This is a genomic window from Variovorax sp. EBFNA2, from assembly GCF_033802765.1.
GTDB classification, from domain to species: Bacteria; Pseudomonadota; Gammaproteobacteria; order Burkholderiales; family Burkholderiaceae_C; genus Variovorax; species Variovorax paradoxus_H.
This window is the reverse complement of record NZ_CP138496.1, coordinates 6,098,246-6,115,089: the sequence shown is the minus strand read 5'-3', so window position 1 is coordinate 6,115,089 and position 16,844 is coordinate 6,098,246. Positions and strand designations below refer to the sequence as shown.

14 protein-coding genes are annotated in these 16,844 nt (G+C 68.4%); 6 read left to right on the top strand and 8 right to left on the bottom strand.

What is annotated here, in order from left to right:
* Nucleotides 1–136: 136 nt before the first annotated feature.
* The gene (locus RZE79_RS28785; RefSeq protein WP_099793739.1) at nucleotides 137–922 is read right to left on the bottom strand and encodes an ABC transporter ATP-binding protein; all 786 of its coding nucleotides are present in this window, start codon (nucleotides 920–922) and stop codon (nucleotides 137–139) included.
* Nucleotides 919–2,883, bottom strand: coding sequence for an AMP-binding protein (locus RZE79_RS28780; protein WP_319357848.1), 1,965 nt, complete (start codon nucleotides 2,881–2,883; stop codon nucleotides 919–921). Before RZE79_RS28780 ends, RZE79_RS28785 begins: the two co-directional genes overlap by 4 nt.
* Before the next feature lie 84 nt (nucleotides 2,884–2,967).
* Between RZE79_RS28780 and RZE79_RS28775 the strand changes: the two genes are divergently transcribed.
* From RZE79_RS28775 to RZE79_RS28760, 4 genes are read left to right on the top strand one after another with little or no spacing between them, the layout of a single operon-like run.
* Nucleotides 2,968–3,732: a Crp/Fnr family transcriptional regulator gene (locus RZE79_RS28775; RefSeq protein ID WP_319357847.1), complete on the top strand. Its 765-nt coding sequence runs from the start codon at nucleotides 2,968–2,970 to the stop codon at nucleotides 3,730–3,732.
* Nucleotides 3,733–3,752: 20 nt separating this feature from the next.
* The gene (locus RZE79_RS28770; RefSeq protein ID WP_319357846.1) at nucleotides 3,753–4,232 is read left to right on the top strand and encodes a hypothetical protein; all 480 of its coding nucleotides are present in this window, start codon (nucleotides 3,753–3,755) and stop codon (nucleotides 4,230–4,232) included.
* Nucleotides 4,233–4,290: 58 nt separating this feature from the next.
* Nucleotides 4,291–5,064 carry an SDR family NAD(P)-dependent oxidoreductase gene (locus RZE79_RS28765; RefSeq protein ID WP_319357845.1) on the top strand — a complete coding sequence of 258 codons (774 nt, stop codon included), beginning with the start codon at nucleotides 4,291–4,293 and terminating at the stop codon, nucleotides 5,062–5,064.
* 22 nt (nucleotides 5,065–5,086) lie between these two features.
* The gene (locus RZE79_RS28760; RefSeq protein WP_319357844.1) at nucleotides 5,087–5,344 is read left to right on the top strand and encodes a hypothetical protein; all 258 of its coding nucleotides are present in this window, start codon (nucleotides 5,087–5,089) and stop codon (nucleotides 5,342–5,344) included.
* A gap of 135 nt (nucleotides 5,345–5,479) precedes the next feature.
* On the opposite strand, the gene RZE79_RS28755 is transcribed toward RZE79_RS28760, so the two are convergent.
* Nucleotides 5,480–6,469, bottom strand: a complete 990-nt coding sequence (locus tag RZE79_RS28755; RefSeq protein ID WP_194274055.1) for a tripartite tricarboxylate transporter substrate binding protein — start codon at nucleotides 6,467–6,469, stop codon at nucleotides 5,480–5,482.
* A gap of 206 nt (nucleotides 6,470–6,675) precedes the next feature.
* Here RZE79_RS28755 and RZE79_RS28750 point away from each other — a divergent pair, with 206 nt between their 5' ends.
* Nucleotides 6,676–7,053: a VOC family protein gene (locus RZE79_RS28750; RefSeq protein ID WP_319357843.1), complete on the top strand. Its 378-nt coding sequence runs from the start codon at nucleotides 6,676–6,678 to the stop codon at nucleotides 7,051–7,053.
* Between the two features lie 101 nt (nucleotides 7,054–7,154).
* The gene (locus RZE79_RS28745; RefSeq protein WP_319357842.1) at nucleotides 7,155–9,737 is read left to right on the top strand and encodes a hypothetical protein; all 2,583 of its coding nucleotides are present in this window, start codon (nucleotides 7,155–7,157) and stop codon (nucleotides 9,735–9,737) included.
* Nucleotides 9,738–9,799: 62 nt separating this feature from the next.
* On the opposite strand, the gene RZE79_RS28740 is transcribed toward RZE79_RS28745, so the two are convergent.
* The 5 genes from RZE79_RS28740 to RZE79_RS28720 are packed head-to-tail and all read right to left on the bottom strand — an operon-like array spanning nucleotide 9,800 to nucleotide 16,792.
* Entirely contained in the window at nucleotides 9,800–10,381 is a 582-nt protein-coding gene (locus RZE79_RS28740) for a Fe-Mn family superoxide dismutase (protein ID WP_319357841.1), read from the bottom strand.
* 54 nt (nucleotides 10,382–10,435) lie between these two features.
* Entirely contained in the window at nucleotides 10,436–11,101 is a 666-nt protein-coding gene (locus RZE79_RS28735; protein ID WP_319357840.1) for a metalloregulator ArsR/SmtB family transcription factor, read from the bottom strand.
* A 35-nt stretch (nucleotides 11,102–11,136) separates the two neighbouring features.
* Nucleotides 11,137–12,576 carry a TolC family protein gene (locus RZE79_RS28730; protein ID WP_319357839.1) on the bottom strand — a complete coding sequence of 480 codons (1,440 nt, stop codon included), beginning with the start codon at nucleotides 12,574–12,576 and terminating at the stop codon, nucleotides 11,137–11,139.
* Nucleotides 12,573–15,689 (bottom strand): MexW/MexI family multidrug efflux RND transporter permease subunit, encoded by a 3,117-nt coding sequence (locus tag RZE79_RS28725; protein WP_319357838.1) that lies wholly within the window; start codon nucleotides 15,687–15,689, stop codon nucleotides 12,573–12,575. The genes RZE79_RS28730 and RZE79_RS28725 overlap by 4 nt, the downstream gene beginning before the upstream one ends.
* A complete protein-coding gene (locus RZE79_RS28720; RefSeq protein ID WP_319357837.1) occupies nucleotides 15,686–16,792 on the bottom strand; it encodes an efflux RND transporter periplasmic adaptor subunit in 1,107 nt (368 codons plus the stop codon). The genes RZE79_RS28725 and RZE79_RS28720 overlap by 4 nt, the downstream gene beginning before the upstream one ends.
* Nucleotides 16,793–16,844: the final 52 nt, after the last annotated feature.

Below are 16,844 nucleotides of genomic sequence, written 5' to 3'. Positions count from 1 at the left end.
TTTTTCTCCCTCCCCCGCTGGGGGAGGGTTGGGGTGGGGGCAGGCGGCGTATCCACTGGGCGCTCTGCGTGCCCCCATCCCAGCCTTCCCCCAGAGGGGGAAGGAGAAATGCTTCATGGCGATGATCGGCATGGCGTCAGTGCTCCACACCCAGATACGCCCGGATCACGTCTTCGTTGTTGCGCACTTCGTCCGGCGTGCCGTCACCGATCTTCTTGCCGTAGTCCAGCACCACCACGCGGTCGGAGATGTCCATCACCACGCCCATGTCGTGCTCGATGAGCACGATGGTCGCGCCGAACTCGTCGTTCACGTCGAGGATGAAGCGGCTCATGTCCTGCTTCTCTTCGACGTTCATGCCGGCCATGGGTTCGTCGAGCAGCAGCACCTGCGGTTCCATCGCGAGCGCACGGCCGAGGTCGACGCGCTTTTGCAGACCGTAGGGCAGGCGGCCCACCGGCGTCTTGCGGTGTGCCTGGATTTCCAGGAAGTCGATGATGTGTTCGACGAACTCGCGGTGCTGCAGCTCTTCGCGTTCGGCCGGGCCCCAGCGCAGCGCTTGCGCCAGCAGGCCGCTCTTCATCTTGAGGTTGCGGCCCGTCATGATGTTGTCGAGCACGCTCATGCCCTTGAATAGCGCCAGGTTCTGGAAGGTGCGCGCCACGCCCATCTCGGCCACCTGACGCGAGTTCATGTGCTTGAAGGTCTGGCCGCGGAAGGTGATGGAGCCCTGCTGCGGCCAGTACACGCCGTTGATGCAGTTCAGCATCGAGCTCTTGCCCGCGCCGTTGGGGCCGATGATGGCCCGCACCTCGTGCTCGCGCACGTTGAAGCTGATGTCGGTCAGCGCCTTCACGCCGCCGAAGCTCAGGCTGATGTTCTGGACGTCGAGGATGACCTCGCCGATTTTTCGGTTGCTCATGCGGCGGCCTTCACGATGGGGAAGGTCTTGGCTTCGGTGATCTTCAGCGTGGCGCTGACAACCCCCGTGCGTCCGTCCTCGAACTTGACCTGGGTCTCGATGTACTGCTCGGTCTTGCCGCCGTAGAGCGCATCGACCAGCACGGCGTATTTCTCGGCGATGAAGCCGCGGCGCACCTTGCGCGTGCGGGTCAGTTCGTCGTCGTCGGGGTCGAGCTCCTTGTGCAGCACGAGGAAGCGCGCGATCTGCGTCTCGCCCATGCCGTCTTCGGCCGCGAGGTCGGCGTTGACCTTGCCGATGCACTCGGCAATGAGTGCCAGCACCTCGGGCTTGCCGGCCAGGTCGACATAGCCGCCATAGGCCAGGCCGCGGCGCTCGGCCCAGTTGCCGACCGCTTCGAAGTCGATGTTGATGGCGGCGCAGACCTCGTCGCGGGCGTTGCCGAAGCACACGGCTTCCTTGATCTGCGGGAAGAACTTGAGCTTGTTCTCGATGTAGTTGGGCGCAAAGATCGCGCCGCGCACGAGCTTGCCGACGTCTTTCGCGCGGTCGATGATGCGCAGGTGGCCTTCGCTGTCGAGCACGCCGGCGTCGCCGGTGTGGAAGTAGCCGTTGGCGTCGAGCACCTCGGCCGTGGCGTCGGGGCGCTTGTAGTACTCCTTGAGCACCGACACGCCGCGCACCAGCACCTCGCCGTCTTCGGCGATCTTGAGTTCGATGCCGGGCGCCGCCGTGCCCACGGTCTGCAGCTTGACCTTGCCGTCCTGCTGCAGGCACACATAGGCGCAGGTTTCGGTCTGGCCGTAGAACTGCTTGAGGTTCACGCCGATCGAGCGGTAGAAGCGGAACAGGTCGGGCCCGATGGCCGCGCCGGCCGTGTAGGCCACGCGGATGCGGCTCATGCCCAGCACGTTGCGCAGCGGGCCGTAGATCAGCAGGTTGCCCAGGCTGTACATGACCCGGTCGCCCGTGCTCACCGGCGCGCCGTTGAGGATGTCGGCGCCCACGCGCTGTGCCAGCGCCATGAACTTCGCATACAGCCAGCGCTTGGGCGCGGCCGCGTCTTCCATGCGGATCGACACGGCCGTGAGCAAACCTTCGAAGGTGCGCGGCGGGCCGAAGTAGTAGCTCGGGCCGATCTCGCGCATGTCGTTCATCACCGTCTCGGCCGACTCGGGGCAGTTGAGCGTGAAGCCGCCCACCAGCCACTGCGCCACCGAGAACAGGTGGTCGCCCACCCACGCCATCGGCAGGTAGCTCATGATGTTGTCGCCGGGGCCGAGCTTGTCGGTATCGACGCCGCCGCGGCCCGCCGCGATGAAGCTGGCGTGCGTCTGGCACACGCCCTTCGGGCGGCCGGTGGTGCCCGAGGTGTAGAGGATCACGCCGACGTCGGCCGCCTCGCCGCTGGCCACGGCGCGGTCGTAATACCCGGCGTTGGCCTTGTCGAAGGCACGGCCCAGCTCGCGCAGCTGCTCGTAGCCCATGAGCCCCGGCTGCTCGTAGTGGCGCAGGCCCTTGGGGTCGTCGTAGATGATGTGGCGGATGCCCTGCTGCTGGCCTTCTTGCCCTTGCTGCAGCTCGCGGCACTCGAGCAGCTTGTCGACCTGCTCCTGGTCTTCGACGATCACGAACTCGATGCTGGCGTCGTTCAGCATGAAGACCATTTCGCCGGCGACCGCGTCCTGGTACAGCGGCACGGGCACGCCGCGCAGGCTTTGCGCGGCGAGCACCGCCATGTACAGGTGCGGCCGGTTGGCACCGACGATCGCGAGGTTGTCGAAGGCCTTGAAGCCAAGGCTTGCCAGACCGCAGGCCATCTCGCGCACTTCTTGCGCCACGGCGTTCCAGGTCCAGGTTTGCCAGATGCCAAGGTCTTTTTCGCGCACGGCGGGGGCCTCGGGACGGGCCTCGGCATGCGCGAGCAGCAGACGGGGGAAGGTGGGGGCGGTGGTTTGCACAGTGGCCGGATCGTAGGTCCCACTTTGACGCCCGGTTGTCGTTCCAACGACAATCCTAGGGACACTACTCCCCGGAGTTTCCCGATGCCTCCTGGCAACCTCAATCCGCAGAACGTGCTCGGCGGTTCCATCAAGGACCGCGTGCGCCCCGCGAATGCGACCGAACTCGATGGCATTCCGTGGCTGCACACGCTCACGCCCACCGAGCGCCGCCGCGCCGAGGCCACGCTCGTGGTCGGCGAGGCCGAGCCCGGCGACCTGGTGTGCCGCGTCGGGCGCTCGCCCACCTACTGGTTCGGCGTGGTCGAGGGCCTCTTGAAGATGAGCAACGACAACGCCGACGGCGGCTCGGTCACCTACACCGGCGTGCCGCCCGGCGGCTGGTTCGGCGAAGGCACGGTGATGAAGCGCGAGCCCTACCGCTACAACATCCAGGCGCTGCGCCGCAGCCTCGTGGCGGGGCTTCCGATCGAGAGCTTCCACTGGCTGCTCGACCATTCCATCGGCTTCAACCGCTTCGTGATGAACCAGCTCAACGAGCGGCTCGGCCAGTTCATCGCGGCGCTGGAGATCGACCGCCTCAACAACCCCGACGCGCGCGTGGCGCGCAACCTGGTGTCGCTGTTCAACCCGGTGCTGTACCCCGGCGTGGGCGAGGTCTTGCGCATCACGCAGCAGGAGCTGGCGTATCTTGTCGGCCTGTCGCGCCAGCGCGTGAACGAGGCGCTCAATGCGCTGTCGGCGCAGGGCCTGATCCGCGTCGAGTACGGCGGCCTGCGCGTGCTCGACCTGCCGGGCCTGCGCGCCACCGCGATGTCCAGCCGCAAGAACAACAGCACCTCGAACTGAACCTGAAAGAAGAAAAAAACATGGCCCTCTCCGACCACCTGCAGATCGTGCCCGCCGACGCACAGGCGAGCTTTCTGCCGCCGCCGCAGCAACAGGCCACGCAGGCCCGCAACGAGGAAGACGACGGCCCGACGCTCGAAGAAGCCATCGACCGCGCCGAGGCCCTGGGCGAACAGATCGACGCGCTCAACGAGATCCTGGCGCGCCCGCTGAAAGACATCCTTGCCGACCGCGAAAAGTCGGAAGAAGCCGCGCTGGCCTGGGACCGTTTCGGCGCGATGTGGATGCTGTCGCAGCGCGCCATGCGCCGCGTCGCGATCGACCTGGCCGCGCAGCTTGGCGTGAGCGAGGAAGAGGTCGTCGCGCGCGCCATGGCGAATGCCAACGCGGTGCTCAACGGTGCGGACGAAGTCGATCTCGGCGGTTCCATCGCGCCCGCACAGCTGCAGCACATCGCCCGCCACCGCAACTTCCTGCGCGCCCAGTTCCGTACCGGCTGATGCACGCGGCCTTTCGATATCCCTTAGCCTTGCGGCCTTCTCCTGCCCCCATACATCCATGACCACCTCCGCCCCTTCCCACCTCACCGTCATCACCGGCGCCTCGCGCGGCCTGGGCCGTGCCATGGCCGAACAGCTGCTGCAGGCCGGCCACACGGTGCTCGGCATTGCGCGCAAGCCCTCGCCCGAACTCGCCGAAGCGGCGAAGGCCGGCGGCGCCGAACTGACGCAATGGGAGCAGGACCTGTCCGACCCAGTCGCCGCCGCGGCGCGCCTGTCGGACTGGCTCCAGACGCTCGACGGCCAGCGCTTCGACAGCGTCACGCTCATCAACAACGCCGGCACCGTCGGCAACCCCGCGCCGCTGTCGCGCGCCGTGCCTGCTGAGCTGGCACAGGCGCTGCGCATCGGTCTCGAAGCGCCGATGCTGCTCACGGCCGCTTTCCTGGGTGCCACGCGCGAATGGCGCGGCGCACGCAAGGTGCTGAACATCTCGTCGGGCCTGGGCCGCAACGCCCTGGGCAGCCAGGCGCCGTACTGCGCGGCCAAGGCCGGCATGGACCATTTCTCGCGCGCCGTGGCGCTCGAGGAAGCGGTGGCACCGAACGGCGCGCGCATCGTGTCGCTGGCGCCCGGCATCATCGACACCGACATGCAGGTGCAGCTGCGCGGCGCGTCGGCCGAACAGTTCCCGGACCGCACGCGCTTCGTGAGCATGAAGGAAGAAGGCCGGCTCGACAGCCCCCAGAGCGCCGCGGCCAAGGTGCTCGCCTACCTGGCACGTGCCGACTTCGGCAGCAACCCCGTGGCCGACGTGCGCGACCCGGCCTGAGCACCGAAGACAGAAGTACATCATGGCCACCGCAAAGTCCATCGACACCGTCGAATACAAGCTCTTCCCGTCACCGAGGAACGTGCACCGCGTCGTCTTCGAACACCAGGTCTTCGTGCCCTACCCGTACGCGCTGATCGTGATGGACGAGTTCTATTTCAAGGGCCGCTACAGCCTGTTCTCGGCCTGCCGCATGAGCGACGGGAAGATGGGGCAGGTGGCAACCTTCGAGGATGCGGCGGATGTGGAGATCTTCAATACGAAGTTCGTGCCGGACTGAGCGTTCGGGAATTTCTCCCTCCCCCGCTGGGGGAGGGTTGGGGTGGGGGCACGACGGCCTCCTGAACAGCGCGGCGCTTCATCGGAGGCCTGCCCCCATCCCCACCTTCCCCCAGAGGGGGAAGGGGCAAGAGACTTACTCGATCGTCGCCCCCGAGGCCTGCACGATCCCCTTCCACTTCTCATAGTCCGTCTTCAGCAGCGCACCGAACTGCTCCGGCGTCATGCTCTGCGGCTCCGCGCCCTGCGCAATGATGGCCGCCTTCATCTCCGGCGTGGCCAGCAGCTTGTTGACCGCCGCGTTCAGCGTCGTGACGATGTCCTTGGGCGTGCCGGCCGGCACGAAGACGCCGTACCAGGTGCTCACGTCGAAGTCCTTGTAGCCCAGCTCGGCCACGGTGGGCGTGTCGGGCAGCGAGGTGCTGCGCTTGGCGGAGGTGACCGCCAGCGGACGCAGCTTGCCGGCCTTGATCTGCGCCAGTGCCGAAGGCACCGACGACACCATCAGGTCGACGTTGCCCGCGAGCACGTCCATCATGGCCGCGTTGGAGCCCTTGTAGGGCACGTGGCGCATCTTGATCTTGGCGGCGCCGTTGAAGATCTCGCCGGCCAGGTGGATGGTGGTGCCGTTGCCGGGCGAGCCGTAGGTGACGGTGTCGGGCGCGGCGCGTGCGGCCTTCACCACGTCGTCGAGCGTCTTGAACTTGGAGTTGGCCTGCGTGACGATCACCACGGGCGTGTAGGCCACGTGGGCCACGGCCGTGAGGTCTTTCACCGGGTTGTAGCTGAGGCTCTTGTAGAGCCAGGGCGCGACGACCATGTTGTCCTTCTGGCCCATCACGATGTCGTAGCCCGTGGGCGCGGCGCGCGCCGCCTCGGCGATGCCGATGGTGCCGCCGGCGCCGCCGCGGTTGTCGGGCACCACGGTCCAGTGGTTGGCCTCGGTGAGCTTCTGCGCCACCAGGCGCGCCAGGATGTCGGTGCCGCCGCCGGGCGGGAAGGGCACGACCATGCGGATCGGCTTGGCGGGGTAGGCGGCGGTCTGGGCCTGCGCGGCCACGGTGCCAAAGGCCAGGGGGAGTGCGAGCACGAGGGCCAGCGAGCGGGTGAGTTTTCTTCGGATCATGGGTTTGTCTCTCTCGGTCTGAGCGGATCGGGGGGCGGCAGTTGGTGGAGGTCTTTCGACCTCACTGCACCCACGGTGCAGTGTGCCGGAAGGGGCATCCCCCCATTTTCGTGGTTTGCGATGGGCCCCGTATCGGACGGCGCCGACTTGACAGGGCCATCGCGGCGCCGAAGATGAAATGTCCATTCCCCCCACAGGAGACACCCATGCTCGGAAACATCGATGCAGTGGCGAATCTCGCGGTGAAAGACATGACCGTGGCACGCCGTTTCTATGAAGACACCCTGGGCCTTGCGCAGGTCGATTCGGAGGGCGACGAGGTCGCCGTGTACCGCAGCGGCAACACGCGCGTCCAGGTGTACCGCTCGTCGTTCGCAGGCACCAACCAGGCCACGGCCGTGAGCTGGCAGGTCGGCGCGGACATCGAGCGCCTCGTCGCCGCGCTCCAGGCCAAGGGCGTGCGCTTCGAGCACTACGACATGCCCGAGACGAAGCGCGAAGGCGACCTCCACGTCGCGGACGGCATGAAGATGGCGTGGTTCAAGGACCCGGACGGGAACATCCTGCACCTGATCGGCGGCTGAGGCACTGGCCGTCCGGCATCCCTCGTTTGGGGGAAGTAAAAGGCGGCGCGCTGCGGACAATCCCTCCTGCCATGCACCCGCGTGGCATGAGGAGTCACTCCATGCGCGCACCGTCGCCGGAGCAGCCAACGTCTGAGCCTGCGCGCCCCGAGCGCGTCGCGGTCATCGCCATCCACGGCGTGGCCGACCAGAAGGCCGGCGACACAGCCCGCGCCATCGCCTCGCTGATGCTCAACAACCCCGGCCCGGGCGCCACCTACCGGCAGGCCGACTGCGACACCCACCTGCTGCCGGTGCCGCCGCTGACGTCGATGGTGCAGCAGCGCACCCAGCATCAGGACAAGAACGAGAAGGCCGCCACGGAAGGCACTGCCGCGCAGAAGGCCTATGTGCCGCCCGTGCGCAAGGCGATGCGGCAGTCGAAGACCTCCGACTTCAGCGCCGACGACTGGATCTCCACCGCCGAGTCCGACGACGCGGGCGTGGTGCGCGCCGCCAAGGGGCGCGGGCCGCTCACGCCGCGCGAGCTGAAGAAGAGCAACCCCGACATCGCCTTCAGCGACTACCTGCTGTTCAAGTCGCAGCGCGCCGAGCCCGACCACGAGGCCTACGAAGCAACGCGCGTGCGCATGACGCGCGACGCGACCGATGCCCAAGGGCAGCCAACGCAGCAGCGCATCGACGTGCACGAGATGTACTGGGCCGACCTGTCGCGCCTGCCGGGCTCGGTGGCGCGCATCGTCGCCGAGCTGTTCACCATCGTGTTCCGCCTCTCGCAGCTGGGCCGCGATGCGGTCGACCGCGCGGCCGAAGCGGCCGGCGTGAACAGGCAACCCCGGCCGCCGGGCGCGCGGCGCTGGGCCTGCCTGGCGTCGCTGCAGACCGCACTCGACTGGGCCTTTGCGAACCTGCTGGCGAATCTCTTCCTGCAGCTGTTGCTCATCGGGCTGGTGATCGCGGGGCTCGGCGGACTGGCGCGGTTTGAGCCCGCGCCGAGTGCGCTGTCGCTCACCGAACTGTTGCGCCGGGTGCTGGCCGTGGCCGTGCCCGTGCTGGCGGTCTGGTGGTACGGCTACCAGGCGCGCCCCGGGCTTTCCGGGCGCATCGTCGTGGGCCTGTATGCCTTGCTCGCGGGATGGCTCCTGTGGGCGCAGTTGCCCGCGCACTGGGTGGTCGGCCTGACCTGGCTGGCGCTGCTCGCCGCGTTGGCCGACCGCGCCTTGCGCATCGCGCGCGACCGCTTTCCGGCGGCACGCACCTGGGGCCTGGGCCTCATGGCGCTGACCGCGGCCGCGCTGCTGCTGCACGTGGCGCTCAACGCCGCAGCGGCAGGCGGCACCGACGACCTGCGCCACTGGGTGCGCGCGGGCATGCGCGTGGTCGAGTACCTGCTGCTGGGCGTCGTGGGCTGGTGGGGCGTGGCCGGCGTGCTGCTCATCGGCTGGCTCGTCGCCGGCCAGTCGGTGCCCGACCGCGATGCGGCGGCGCGCGCCAGCATCGCCACGGGACGGCTCGGGCTCTTCGTGTCGGTGGCCGCGTTCGTGGCGCTGTCGATGGTGTTCTGGGCCGTGCTCACGAACATCGTGGAGCTCGGCGCAAAAAACGTCGACTACGCGCCGTTCTGGTTCGGCAAGGGCATCTACTGGGCCGACGGCGCGAACTTCCTGCACGGCCGCTACGAGAAGAGCACGCAGGCCTTCGCCCTGACGGCGGGGCTCACGCTCTCGCTGCTCGCGTATCTCGTGGCGGTGCTGGTGCCCAGCCTGTTCGCGGAACTCAAGGTGGCCTTCGGGACCTCGGAGCGCCTGGGACACTGGCTCGGCGCAGGCTACCGGCGGCTCGACTTCTTCGTCACCTTTCTCACGAGCGCCAGCGTGCTGGTCGCCTGCGCGGTCGCGCTGCTGCTGGTGCTCAAGCAATGCGGTGTCTCGGTCGGCGGGCGGATCGACGACGCGGTCGTCTGGGTGTCGGCGCTGTCGCAGACCGGCCTCAAGCCGTTGATCTTCACCGCCGCCACGCTGACCGCCGCTGTCTCGCTGCTCGGCGGTTTCCTGTCGCGCACCGTGCCGGGCCTGCGCATGCCGCTCGACGTGGCGCTCGATGTCGACGGCCACTTCCGCGAGTTTCCGCGCCGTGCCATTCCGCGCGCGCGCATCTTCTCGCGCTATGTGTCGCTGCTGGAGCATGTGGCGGCCCAGGGCTACGACCGCATCGTGATCGTGGCCCACAGCCAGGGCACGGTGATCTCGACGGAGCTGCTGCGCTACCTGCAGTTCCGCGCCGAGCAGAACGTCGACGCGCGCGTGACCGAACTCTGGACTGCGCTGAACAAGAGCCGGCTGTTGCTGCTCACCGCCGGTTGTCCGCTGCGCCAGCTGTACGCGGCGCGCTTTCCGCACCTCTATGCCTGGGTGACGGCGGAAGCCGCGAACGGCGGCGGGCCGAGCGCGGCCAAAGTCGGCGTGGACCGCTGGGTCAACCTGTACACGGCCGGCGACTACGTTGGGCGCTGGCTCTGGGGCCCCGACGACAAGTCGTACACGCAGGTGAGCGTGCCGCCGGCATGGGGCGCCATGCCCGAGCACGAGGCCTGCCTCGGCCTGGGCGCCCACACCCACTACTTCGACCTCGACCAGGCGCACGTCGCGCGCTGGATCGACTGGATGGTGACGGCACCGCGCTGAACCGAGCGCCCACAAAAAAGCCGACCCGCAGGTCGGCTTCCTTCATGGCAAGAGCGCGGGCTTCAGCCGAAGTTCTTTGCTGCGAAGTCCCAGTTGGCCAGCTTGGCCAGGAAAGTCTCGACGAACTTCGGGCGCATGTTGCGGTAGTCGATGTAGTACGCGTGCTCCCACACGTCGACCGTCAGCAGCGCGGTGTCGGCGGTGGTCAGCGGCGTGCCGGCGGCGCCGGTGTTCACGATGTCCACCGAGCCATCGGCCTTCTTCACGAGCCAGGTCCAGCCCGAACCGAAGTTGCCCACGGCCGACTTCACGAAGGCTTCCTTGAAGGCGTCGTAGCTGCCCCACTTGGCATCGATGGCCTTGGCCAGTGCACCGGTGGGAGCACCGCCGCCTTGCGGCTTCATGCAGTTCCAGAAGAAGGTGTGGTTCCAGATCTGCGCGGCGTTGTTGTAGATGCCGCCGCTGGACTTCTTGATGATCTCTTCGAGCGTCATCGCTTCGAATTCGGTGCCCTTTTGCAGGTTGTTCAGGTTCACCACGTAGGCGTTGTGGTGCTTGCCGTGGTGGAACTCGAGCGTTTCCTGCGAGTACTCGGGGGCCAGTGCGTCGATGGCGTACGGCAGCGGGGGAAGGGTGTGTTCCATGGGGGTCTTTCTTTCTAGTTGGTGGAAGGGGGAAAACAAAAACAGGTCGGTGCTTCAGGCGCGGGCCTTGGGCACGACGCGGTACGCGCAGCGCCGCGCGCCCGCGAGCACGTGCTCGACGCGGCTCACGTCGGCTTCGGGCCCCAGCACCTCGTCGAAGAGCTGCAGCTCGCTGCGGCAGAAGCCGGTGCAGGCCTGCGCCGCGGTGCAGATGGGGCAGTGGTTCTCGATGAAGAGAAAGCCGTCGCCCTCGGCCCGGTACTCGGCCATGTAGCCCTCGCGGCTGCGGATGTCCGCGAGCCGTTCGAGCCGCGTCTCGAGGTTGCGCGCGCCGCGCATGGCCTCGGTGTAGGTGGCGCGCATGGCGGCTTCGCGCGCGCCGATGAGCTGGTCCATGCCCTTCTCGCCGAACACGCTGATCACGGCGCTGATCATCTGCACCGTCATCTCGGCGTGTGTGTCGGGAAAGCGTTTGTGGCCCTCGCCGGTGAGCCGCCAGATCTGGGTCGGACGGCCGCGGCCGCTGGAGCGGCTCTCGGCGTCCACCAAGCCTTCGGTCTCGAGCTTGGACATCTGCTGGCGCACCGCCTCGACCGTCACGTTCAGCACCTTGGCGATGTCGGGAATGCCGAGCGCGCCGCGGGTCTTCAGCGTGGACAGGATGCGGTCTGCCGGCTGGTGCGGCATCCAGGTGGGCTTGGTGGCATCGGGGGCGGACATGGCTGCTTCGGTCGTGGGGAAAAACAGTGTCATTGTCAGGTGGTTGGCACTCCCTTCGCATCCGTGGGCGCTTGCCACCCGCCGCCCAGTGCTTTGTAAAGCGCCACGAGGCTGGTGAACGAGGCCGTTTCGGCCTCGGCCACGGCGTCCTGCGCGCGCAGCAGGGTGCGCTGCGCGTCGAGCACGCTCAGGTAGGGCGCGGCGCCTTCGCGGTAGCGCACCTGGGCCAGCTCGGCGGCGCGGCCGCTGCGGGCCGAGGCCTCCAGCAGCCGCTGCAGGCGCAGCTGGTTCTGGCCGTAGCCGGTGAGGGCGTTCTCCACGTCCTCGATGGCGCGCAGCACCGTCAGTTCATAGGCGGCGCGTTCGCCCTCGGCACGGGCTTCAGCGCCGCGCAGGCGGGCTTTGACCGAGCCCAGCCGCAGCGCAGGCCAGCTCACGCCGGGCGTAACGCTGAAGGCGCGGCTCGATGAGCTGCCCAGGTCCGCACCCCGCAGCGCGACAAAGCCTAGGAACCCACCGATGTCGACACGCGGATACAGCTCGGCCGTGGCCGCGCCCACGTCGGCGGTGCTGGCCGCGAGGCCGCGCTCGGCGCGCAGCACGTCGGGCCGGCGGCGCAGCAACGCGCCCAGGTCGCCGATGGGCAGGCGCTTGTCGAGCACGCGCAGCGGTTGCGGCTGCAGCATGGGCACCAGCTCGGCCGGGCGCAGGCCCGCCAGCACGGCGACGCGGTAGGCGGCTTGGCGGCGCGCGGTTTCGAAGGCGGGCAGCTGGCTCTCAGTGCTGGCCAGGTTGGCCTGCGCACTCGCCAAGTCGCCTTCGAGGCCGCGCCCGGTCTGCACCTGCGCCTCGGTCACGCGCAGGCTCTGGCGCAGGCTGTCTAGCGTGCGCTGCGTCACGGCCAGGCGCTGCTCGGCGCCGCGCATCTCGTAGTAGTTGCGCGCCAGTTCGGCCACGGCCACGATGCGCACCTGTTCGAGGTCGGCCGCGCTGGCCTGGGCGCGCGCGGCGGCGGCTTCGTCCAGGCGCTGCAGGCGGCCGAACAGGTCGATCTCCCAGCCGGCGTCGAAGCCCGCGCGGCTGCTTTGCGCCAGCGTGCGCGCGTCGGCCGGCACGCCGTTGCCTTGGGCAATGCTGCGCGTCTTGCTGGCGCCCAGCGTCACCACGGGCAGGCGGTCGAGTTCGGCCTCGGTCTGCATCGCGCGGGCTTCGAGCAGTCGGGCCTGCGCGATGCGGATGTCGTGGTTGCCGGCCAGCGCGCGTTCGATGAGCGCATCGAGCTGCGGGTCGTCGAGCTGGCGCCACCAGTCGCGCTGCACCGCGTCGGGTGCGAACAGCGCGCGCTCGGGGGCGGCGATGGCGACCGGCGCATCGTTCGGCGCGGCGTACTTTGGCCCGACCGCGCAACCGGCCAGCACCAGCACGCTGAGGGCGAACGGCGCGGCGCAGGAGAAGAGTCTTCTTGTCATGGTCATGCTCCCGGTGTCGTCAGGGCGGGGTCGCCGGCGGGCTCGCGCGCCACCAGCGCTTCGAGTTCGGCGGTGCGCGCCGAGCGGCCCACCGTGCGGTGGTCGCGCGCCAGCAGCGTGTACATGGTGGGCAGCACGAACAGCGTGAACAGCGTGCCCACCAGCATGCCGACCACGATCACCAGGCCGATGCTGAAGCGGCTGTTGGCGCCCGCACCGCTCGCGAACAGCAGCGGCACGAGGCCCACCACCATCGCGGCCGTGGTCATCAGGATCGGGCGCAGCCGGATGCGCGCGGCCTGCTCGATGGCGGCGCGGCGGTCCAGGTTCTGGCGCTCCTGGATCTCGTTGGCAAACTCCACCATCAGGATGCCGTGCTTGCTGATGAGCCCGATGAGCGTCACCAGCCCGATCTGCGTGTAGATGTTGATGGTGGCAAAGCCCAGCGCCAGCGGCACCAGCGCACCGCAGATCGACATCGGCACGCTGATCAGGATGATCAGCGGGTCGCGCAGGCTCTCGTACTGCGCGGCGAGCACCAGGTAGATCACCACGATCGCGAACACGAAGGCCATCACCAGCGCCGAGCCTTCCTGCGTGAACTGGCGCGCGTCCGACTGCCAGTCGTAGCTGAAGCCGGCCGGCAGCTTCTTCGCCTCTTCGCTCAAGAAGGCCACCGCGTCGCCCATGGTCACGCCCGGCATCGGAATGGCCTGGAAGGTCGAGGCGTTGAGCTGGTTGAACTGCGTGAGCTTGTTGGGGCCGACGCTGGTCGACAGCGTCACCAGGTTGGCCAGCGGCACGGGCTGGCCGCTCGCGCTCTTCACGAAGTAGCGCGACAGCGCCTCGGCCGTGAGCCGCTGGTCGCGCGGCGATTGCGGAATCACGTCGTACGAGCGGCCGTCCATGCCGAAGCGGTTGACGTAGTTCTCGCCCACCAGCACCGCCAGCGTGTCGCCGATGGCCTTCATGGTCACGCCCATGCTGTTGGCCTTGGCGCGGTCCACGCGCACTTCGGTCACGGGGTTGTTGAACTCCAGGTCGCTGTCGACCACGGCGAACTTGCCGCTGTCGCGCGCCGCCTTCTTCAGCGTTTCCATCGCCTCGAACACCGTGGCGTGGTCGCCCGCGCTGCGGATCACCATCTGCACCGGAAGCCCACCGGTCGAGCCGGGAAGCGACGGCAACTGAAAGGCGAACACGCTGCTGCCCTCGACCTCGTTCATGCCGCCTTGCACGTCGGCCTGGATCTGGTCGGCGTTGCGCTGGCGAGCGTTCCAGTCGGACAGCTGCACGCCGCCGATGCTGTTGGACACGCCGTCCGAGCCGTTGATGAGCCAGCGGCCGGTGTTCTCGGGCAGCTTGGCCAGCACCGCGTCCCACGTCTGGCCGAACTTCTCGACGTAGTCGATGTTGGCGTGCTGCGGCGACTTGATGACGGTCATCACCATCGCCTGGTCTTCACCGGGCGCCAGCTCGCGCTGCGCCGCGTTGTACAGAAAGGGCAGGCTCACGAGCACGGCCGCGGCCAGCACGCCCGTGACCCAGCGGTGGTGCAGCGACACGTCGAGCAGCCGGCCATACGCGCTGGCGAGCTTGTGGAAGAACGATTCCGCATAGCGCGCCATGCGGCCCGCCGTGGCATCTTGCGGCAGCAGGAACGAACTCATCACCGGCGACAGCGTGAGCGCGATCACGCCCGACACCACCACCGCGCCCGCCAGTGTGAAGGCGAACTCCTTGAACAGCGAGCCCGTGAGCCCGCCCATGAGGCCGATGGGCGCGTACACCGCGGCCAGCGTGAGCGTCATGGCGATCACCGGGCCGGCCACTTCGCGCGCGCCGATCAACGCGGCCTGCACGCGCGACTTGCCCTCTTCGATGTGGCGGTGCACGTTCTCCACCACCACGATCGCGTCGTCCACCACCAGGCCGATGGCCAGCACCATCGCCAGCAGCGTGAGCAGGTTGATGCTGAAGCCGAACAGCAGCATCAGCGCGGCCGCACCCAGCATCGACAGCGGAATGGTCACCACAGGAATGAGCACCGCGCGCAGCGAGCCCAGGCACAGGAAGATCACCAGCACCACGATGGCGATGGCTTCGAGCAGCGTCTTCTGCACTTCGTCGATCGAGGCCTCGATGAAGCGCGCGAGCTCGAAAGGCAGCTGCACCTCCACGCCCGGCGGCAGGTTCTGCTTGATGCCGGGCAGCAGGTTGCGGATGCGCTTCACGATCACCAGCGGGTTGCCGTTGGGTGCGGCCTGCAGGCCGAGGTAGATGGCCTTGTCGCCGTCCATCGTCGCGCTGCTGTCGGCACTGGCCGCACCGAGTTCCACCGTGGCCACGTCGCCCAGCCGCACGATGGCTTCACCGTCACGCTTGATGACCATGTCGCGGAACTCGGCCACGTTCACCAGGTCGGTGTTCACGCGGATGTTCGACACCACGTACAGGCCCTTCACCTGCCCGGGTGCGGCCTGCACGTTGTTCTGGCGCAGTGCGTCGGCCAGCTCGCCGGCCGAGATGCCGCGCGCGGCCATGCGGTTGGCGTCGAGCCACACGCGCATCGCCAGCGTCTGCCCGCCCGACACCTCGACGCCCGAGACGCCCTCGATCGATGCGAACTGCGGCTGCACCACGCGCGAGAGGTAGTCGGTGAGCTGCGGCACCGGCATGGTCTTGCTCGAGAAGCCCACGTACGCCACCGCGGTGGCCTCGCCCGCCGACTTCAGGATCACCGGGTCGAAGGCCTCGGCCGGCAGCCGGTACTTCACCTGGCTGACCTGCGCCATCGTCTGCGTGAGCGCCTGATTGGCGTCGGCGTTGAGCTTCATGCGCACGCTGATCACGCTGCGGCCCAGCGTGGACGACGACGAAAGGTAGTCGACGTTCTCGATGGTCGCCACCGCCTGCGCGATGGGCTGCGTGACGAAGCCCTGCATCAGCTCCGGCGACGCGCCGGGGTACTGCGTGGTGATGGTGAGCGTGGTGCTTTCAGTCAGCGGGTACTGGCGCACCGGCAGGTCGCCCAGCGCGCGGGCGCCGAGCAGAAGAATGAGCGTGCTCACCACCAGCGCCAGCACGGGCCGGCGCACGAAGAGGTCGGTGAACTTCATGACTTCGGCTCCGTGAGGGCCAGCGTGTCCTTCGCGGCCGGCGCTACGGCGGCGCCGTTGTACAGGCGCAGCTGGCCCGAGGTGACGACCTGCTCGCCGGCCTTCAGGCCCTGCTCGACCACCACCAGCCCGTCCTGCCGCTCGCCGGTCTTCACGAACACCTGCTGCACCGAGAAGCCGTCGCCTTTGTCGCCGGCGCGCACCACGAACACCGAGTCGCCGTGCGTGCTGTAGGTGATGGCGGTTTCAGGCACGGCGATGGCGTCGGCGCGCGTGGGCAGCGCGACCTTGCCGTTGACGTACATGCCGGGCGTGAGCGCACCGTCGGCGTTGTCGACCGTGGCCTGCAGCCGCACGGTGCGCGTGTCGCTGCCGATCATCGGTTCGATGGCGCTGAGCTTCGCGGGGAACACGCGGCCCGGGTAGGCATCGACCGCGAGCGCCACGGCCTGGTTGCGCTTGAGCGCGGGCAGCGCGGTCTCGGGCAGCGTGAGGTTGGCAAAGAGCGTGCGGCTGTCGGTGAGCGAGACCAGCGCATCGCCGGCGCGCACGAACTGGCCGAGGTTGACCTTGCGGATGCCCAGCACGCCGTCGAACGGCGCCTTGATGTGCTTCTGTTCGATGAGCGCCTGCACGCGGCGCAGCTCGCCGCTGGCCTGGTCGAAGGCGGCTTGCGCCTGTTCCATCTGCTCCTGCGTGGCGGCCTGCTGCGGCAGCAGGCGGCGCGTGCGTTCGAGCAAGGCCTTGGCATTGGCCTGCTGGGCGCGCAGCCGTTCGAGGTCGCCCTGCTCGGGCGCATCGTTGAGCTGCACCAGCAGCTGGCCGGCACGCACCTGCGCGCCCGGCGTGAACAGGATCTTCGCGACCCGTCCCTCCACCTCGGCCGGCACCTCGACCTGCCGGTTGGCCTCCAGCGTGCCGATGCCGCTGAGAAAGCGCGCCATCTCGGTCTGCCGCGCGGGGGCCACCGCCACCTTGGCCGGCGGCATGGCGCTGCCCTGTGCATGGGCCGGCTGGAATTTCGCCACGAGCCCGTAGCCCGCCGCGCCCAGCACCGCGACCGTGAGACCGGCGCCGAGCCAGGTCCTGGATTGTTTGTTCATACGCAACCTGCTCTTTTATCAAAGAAAGTGCTTTGATTATTAGATCGCGTCG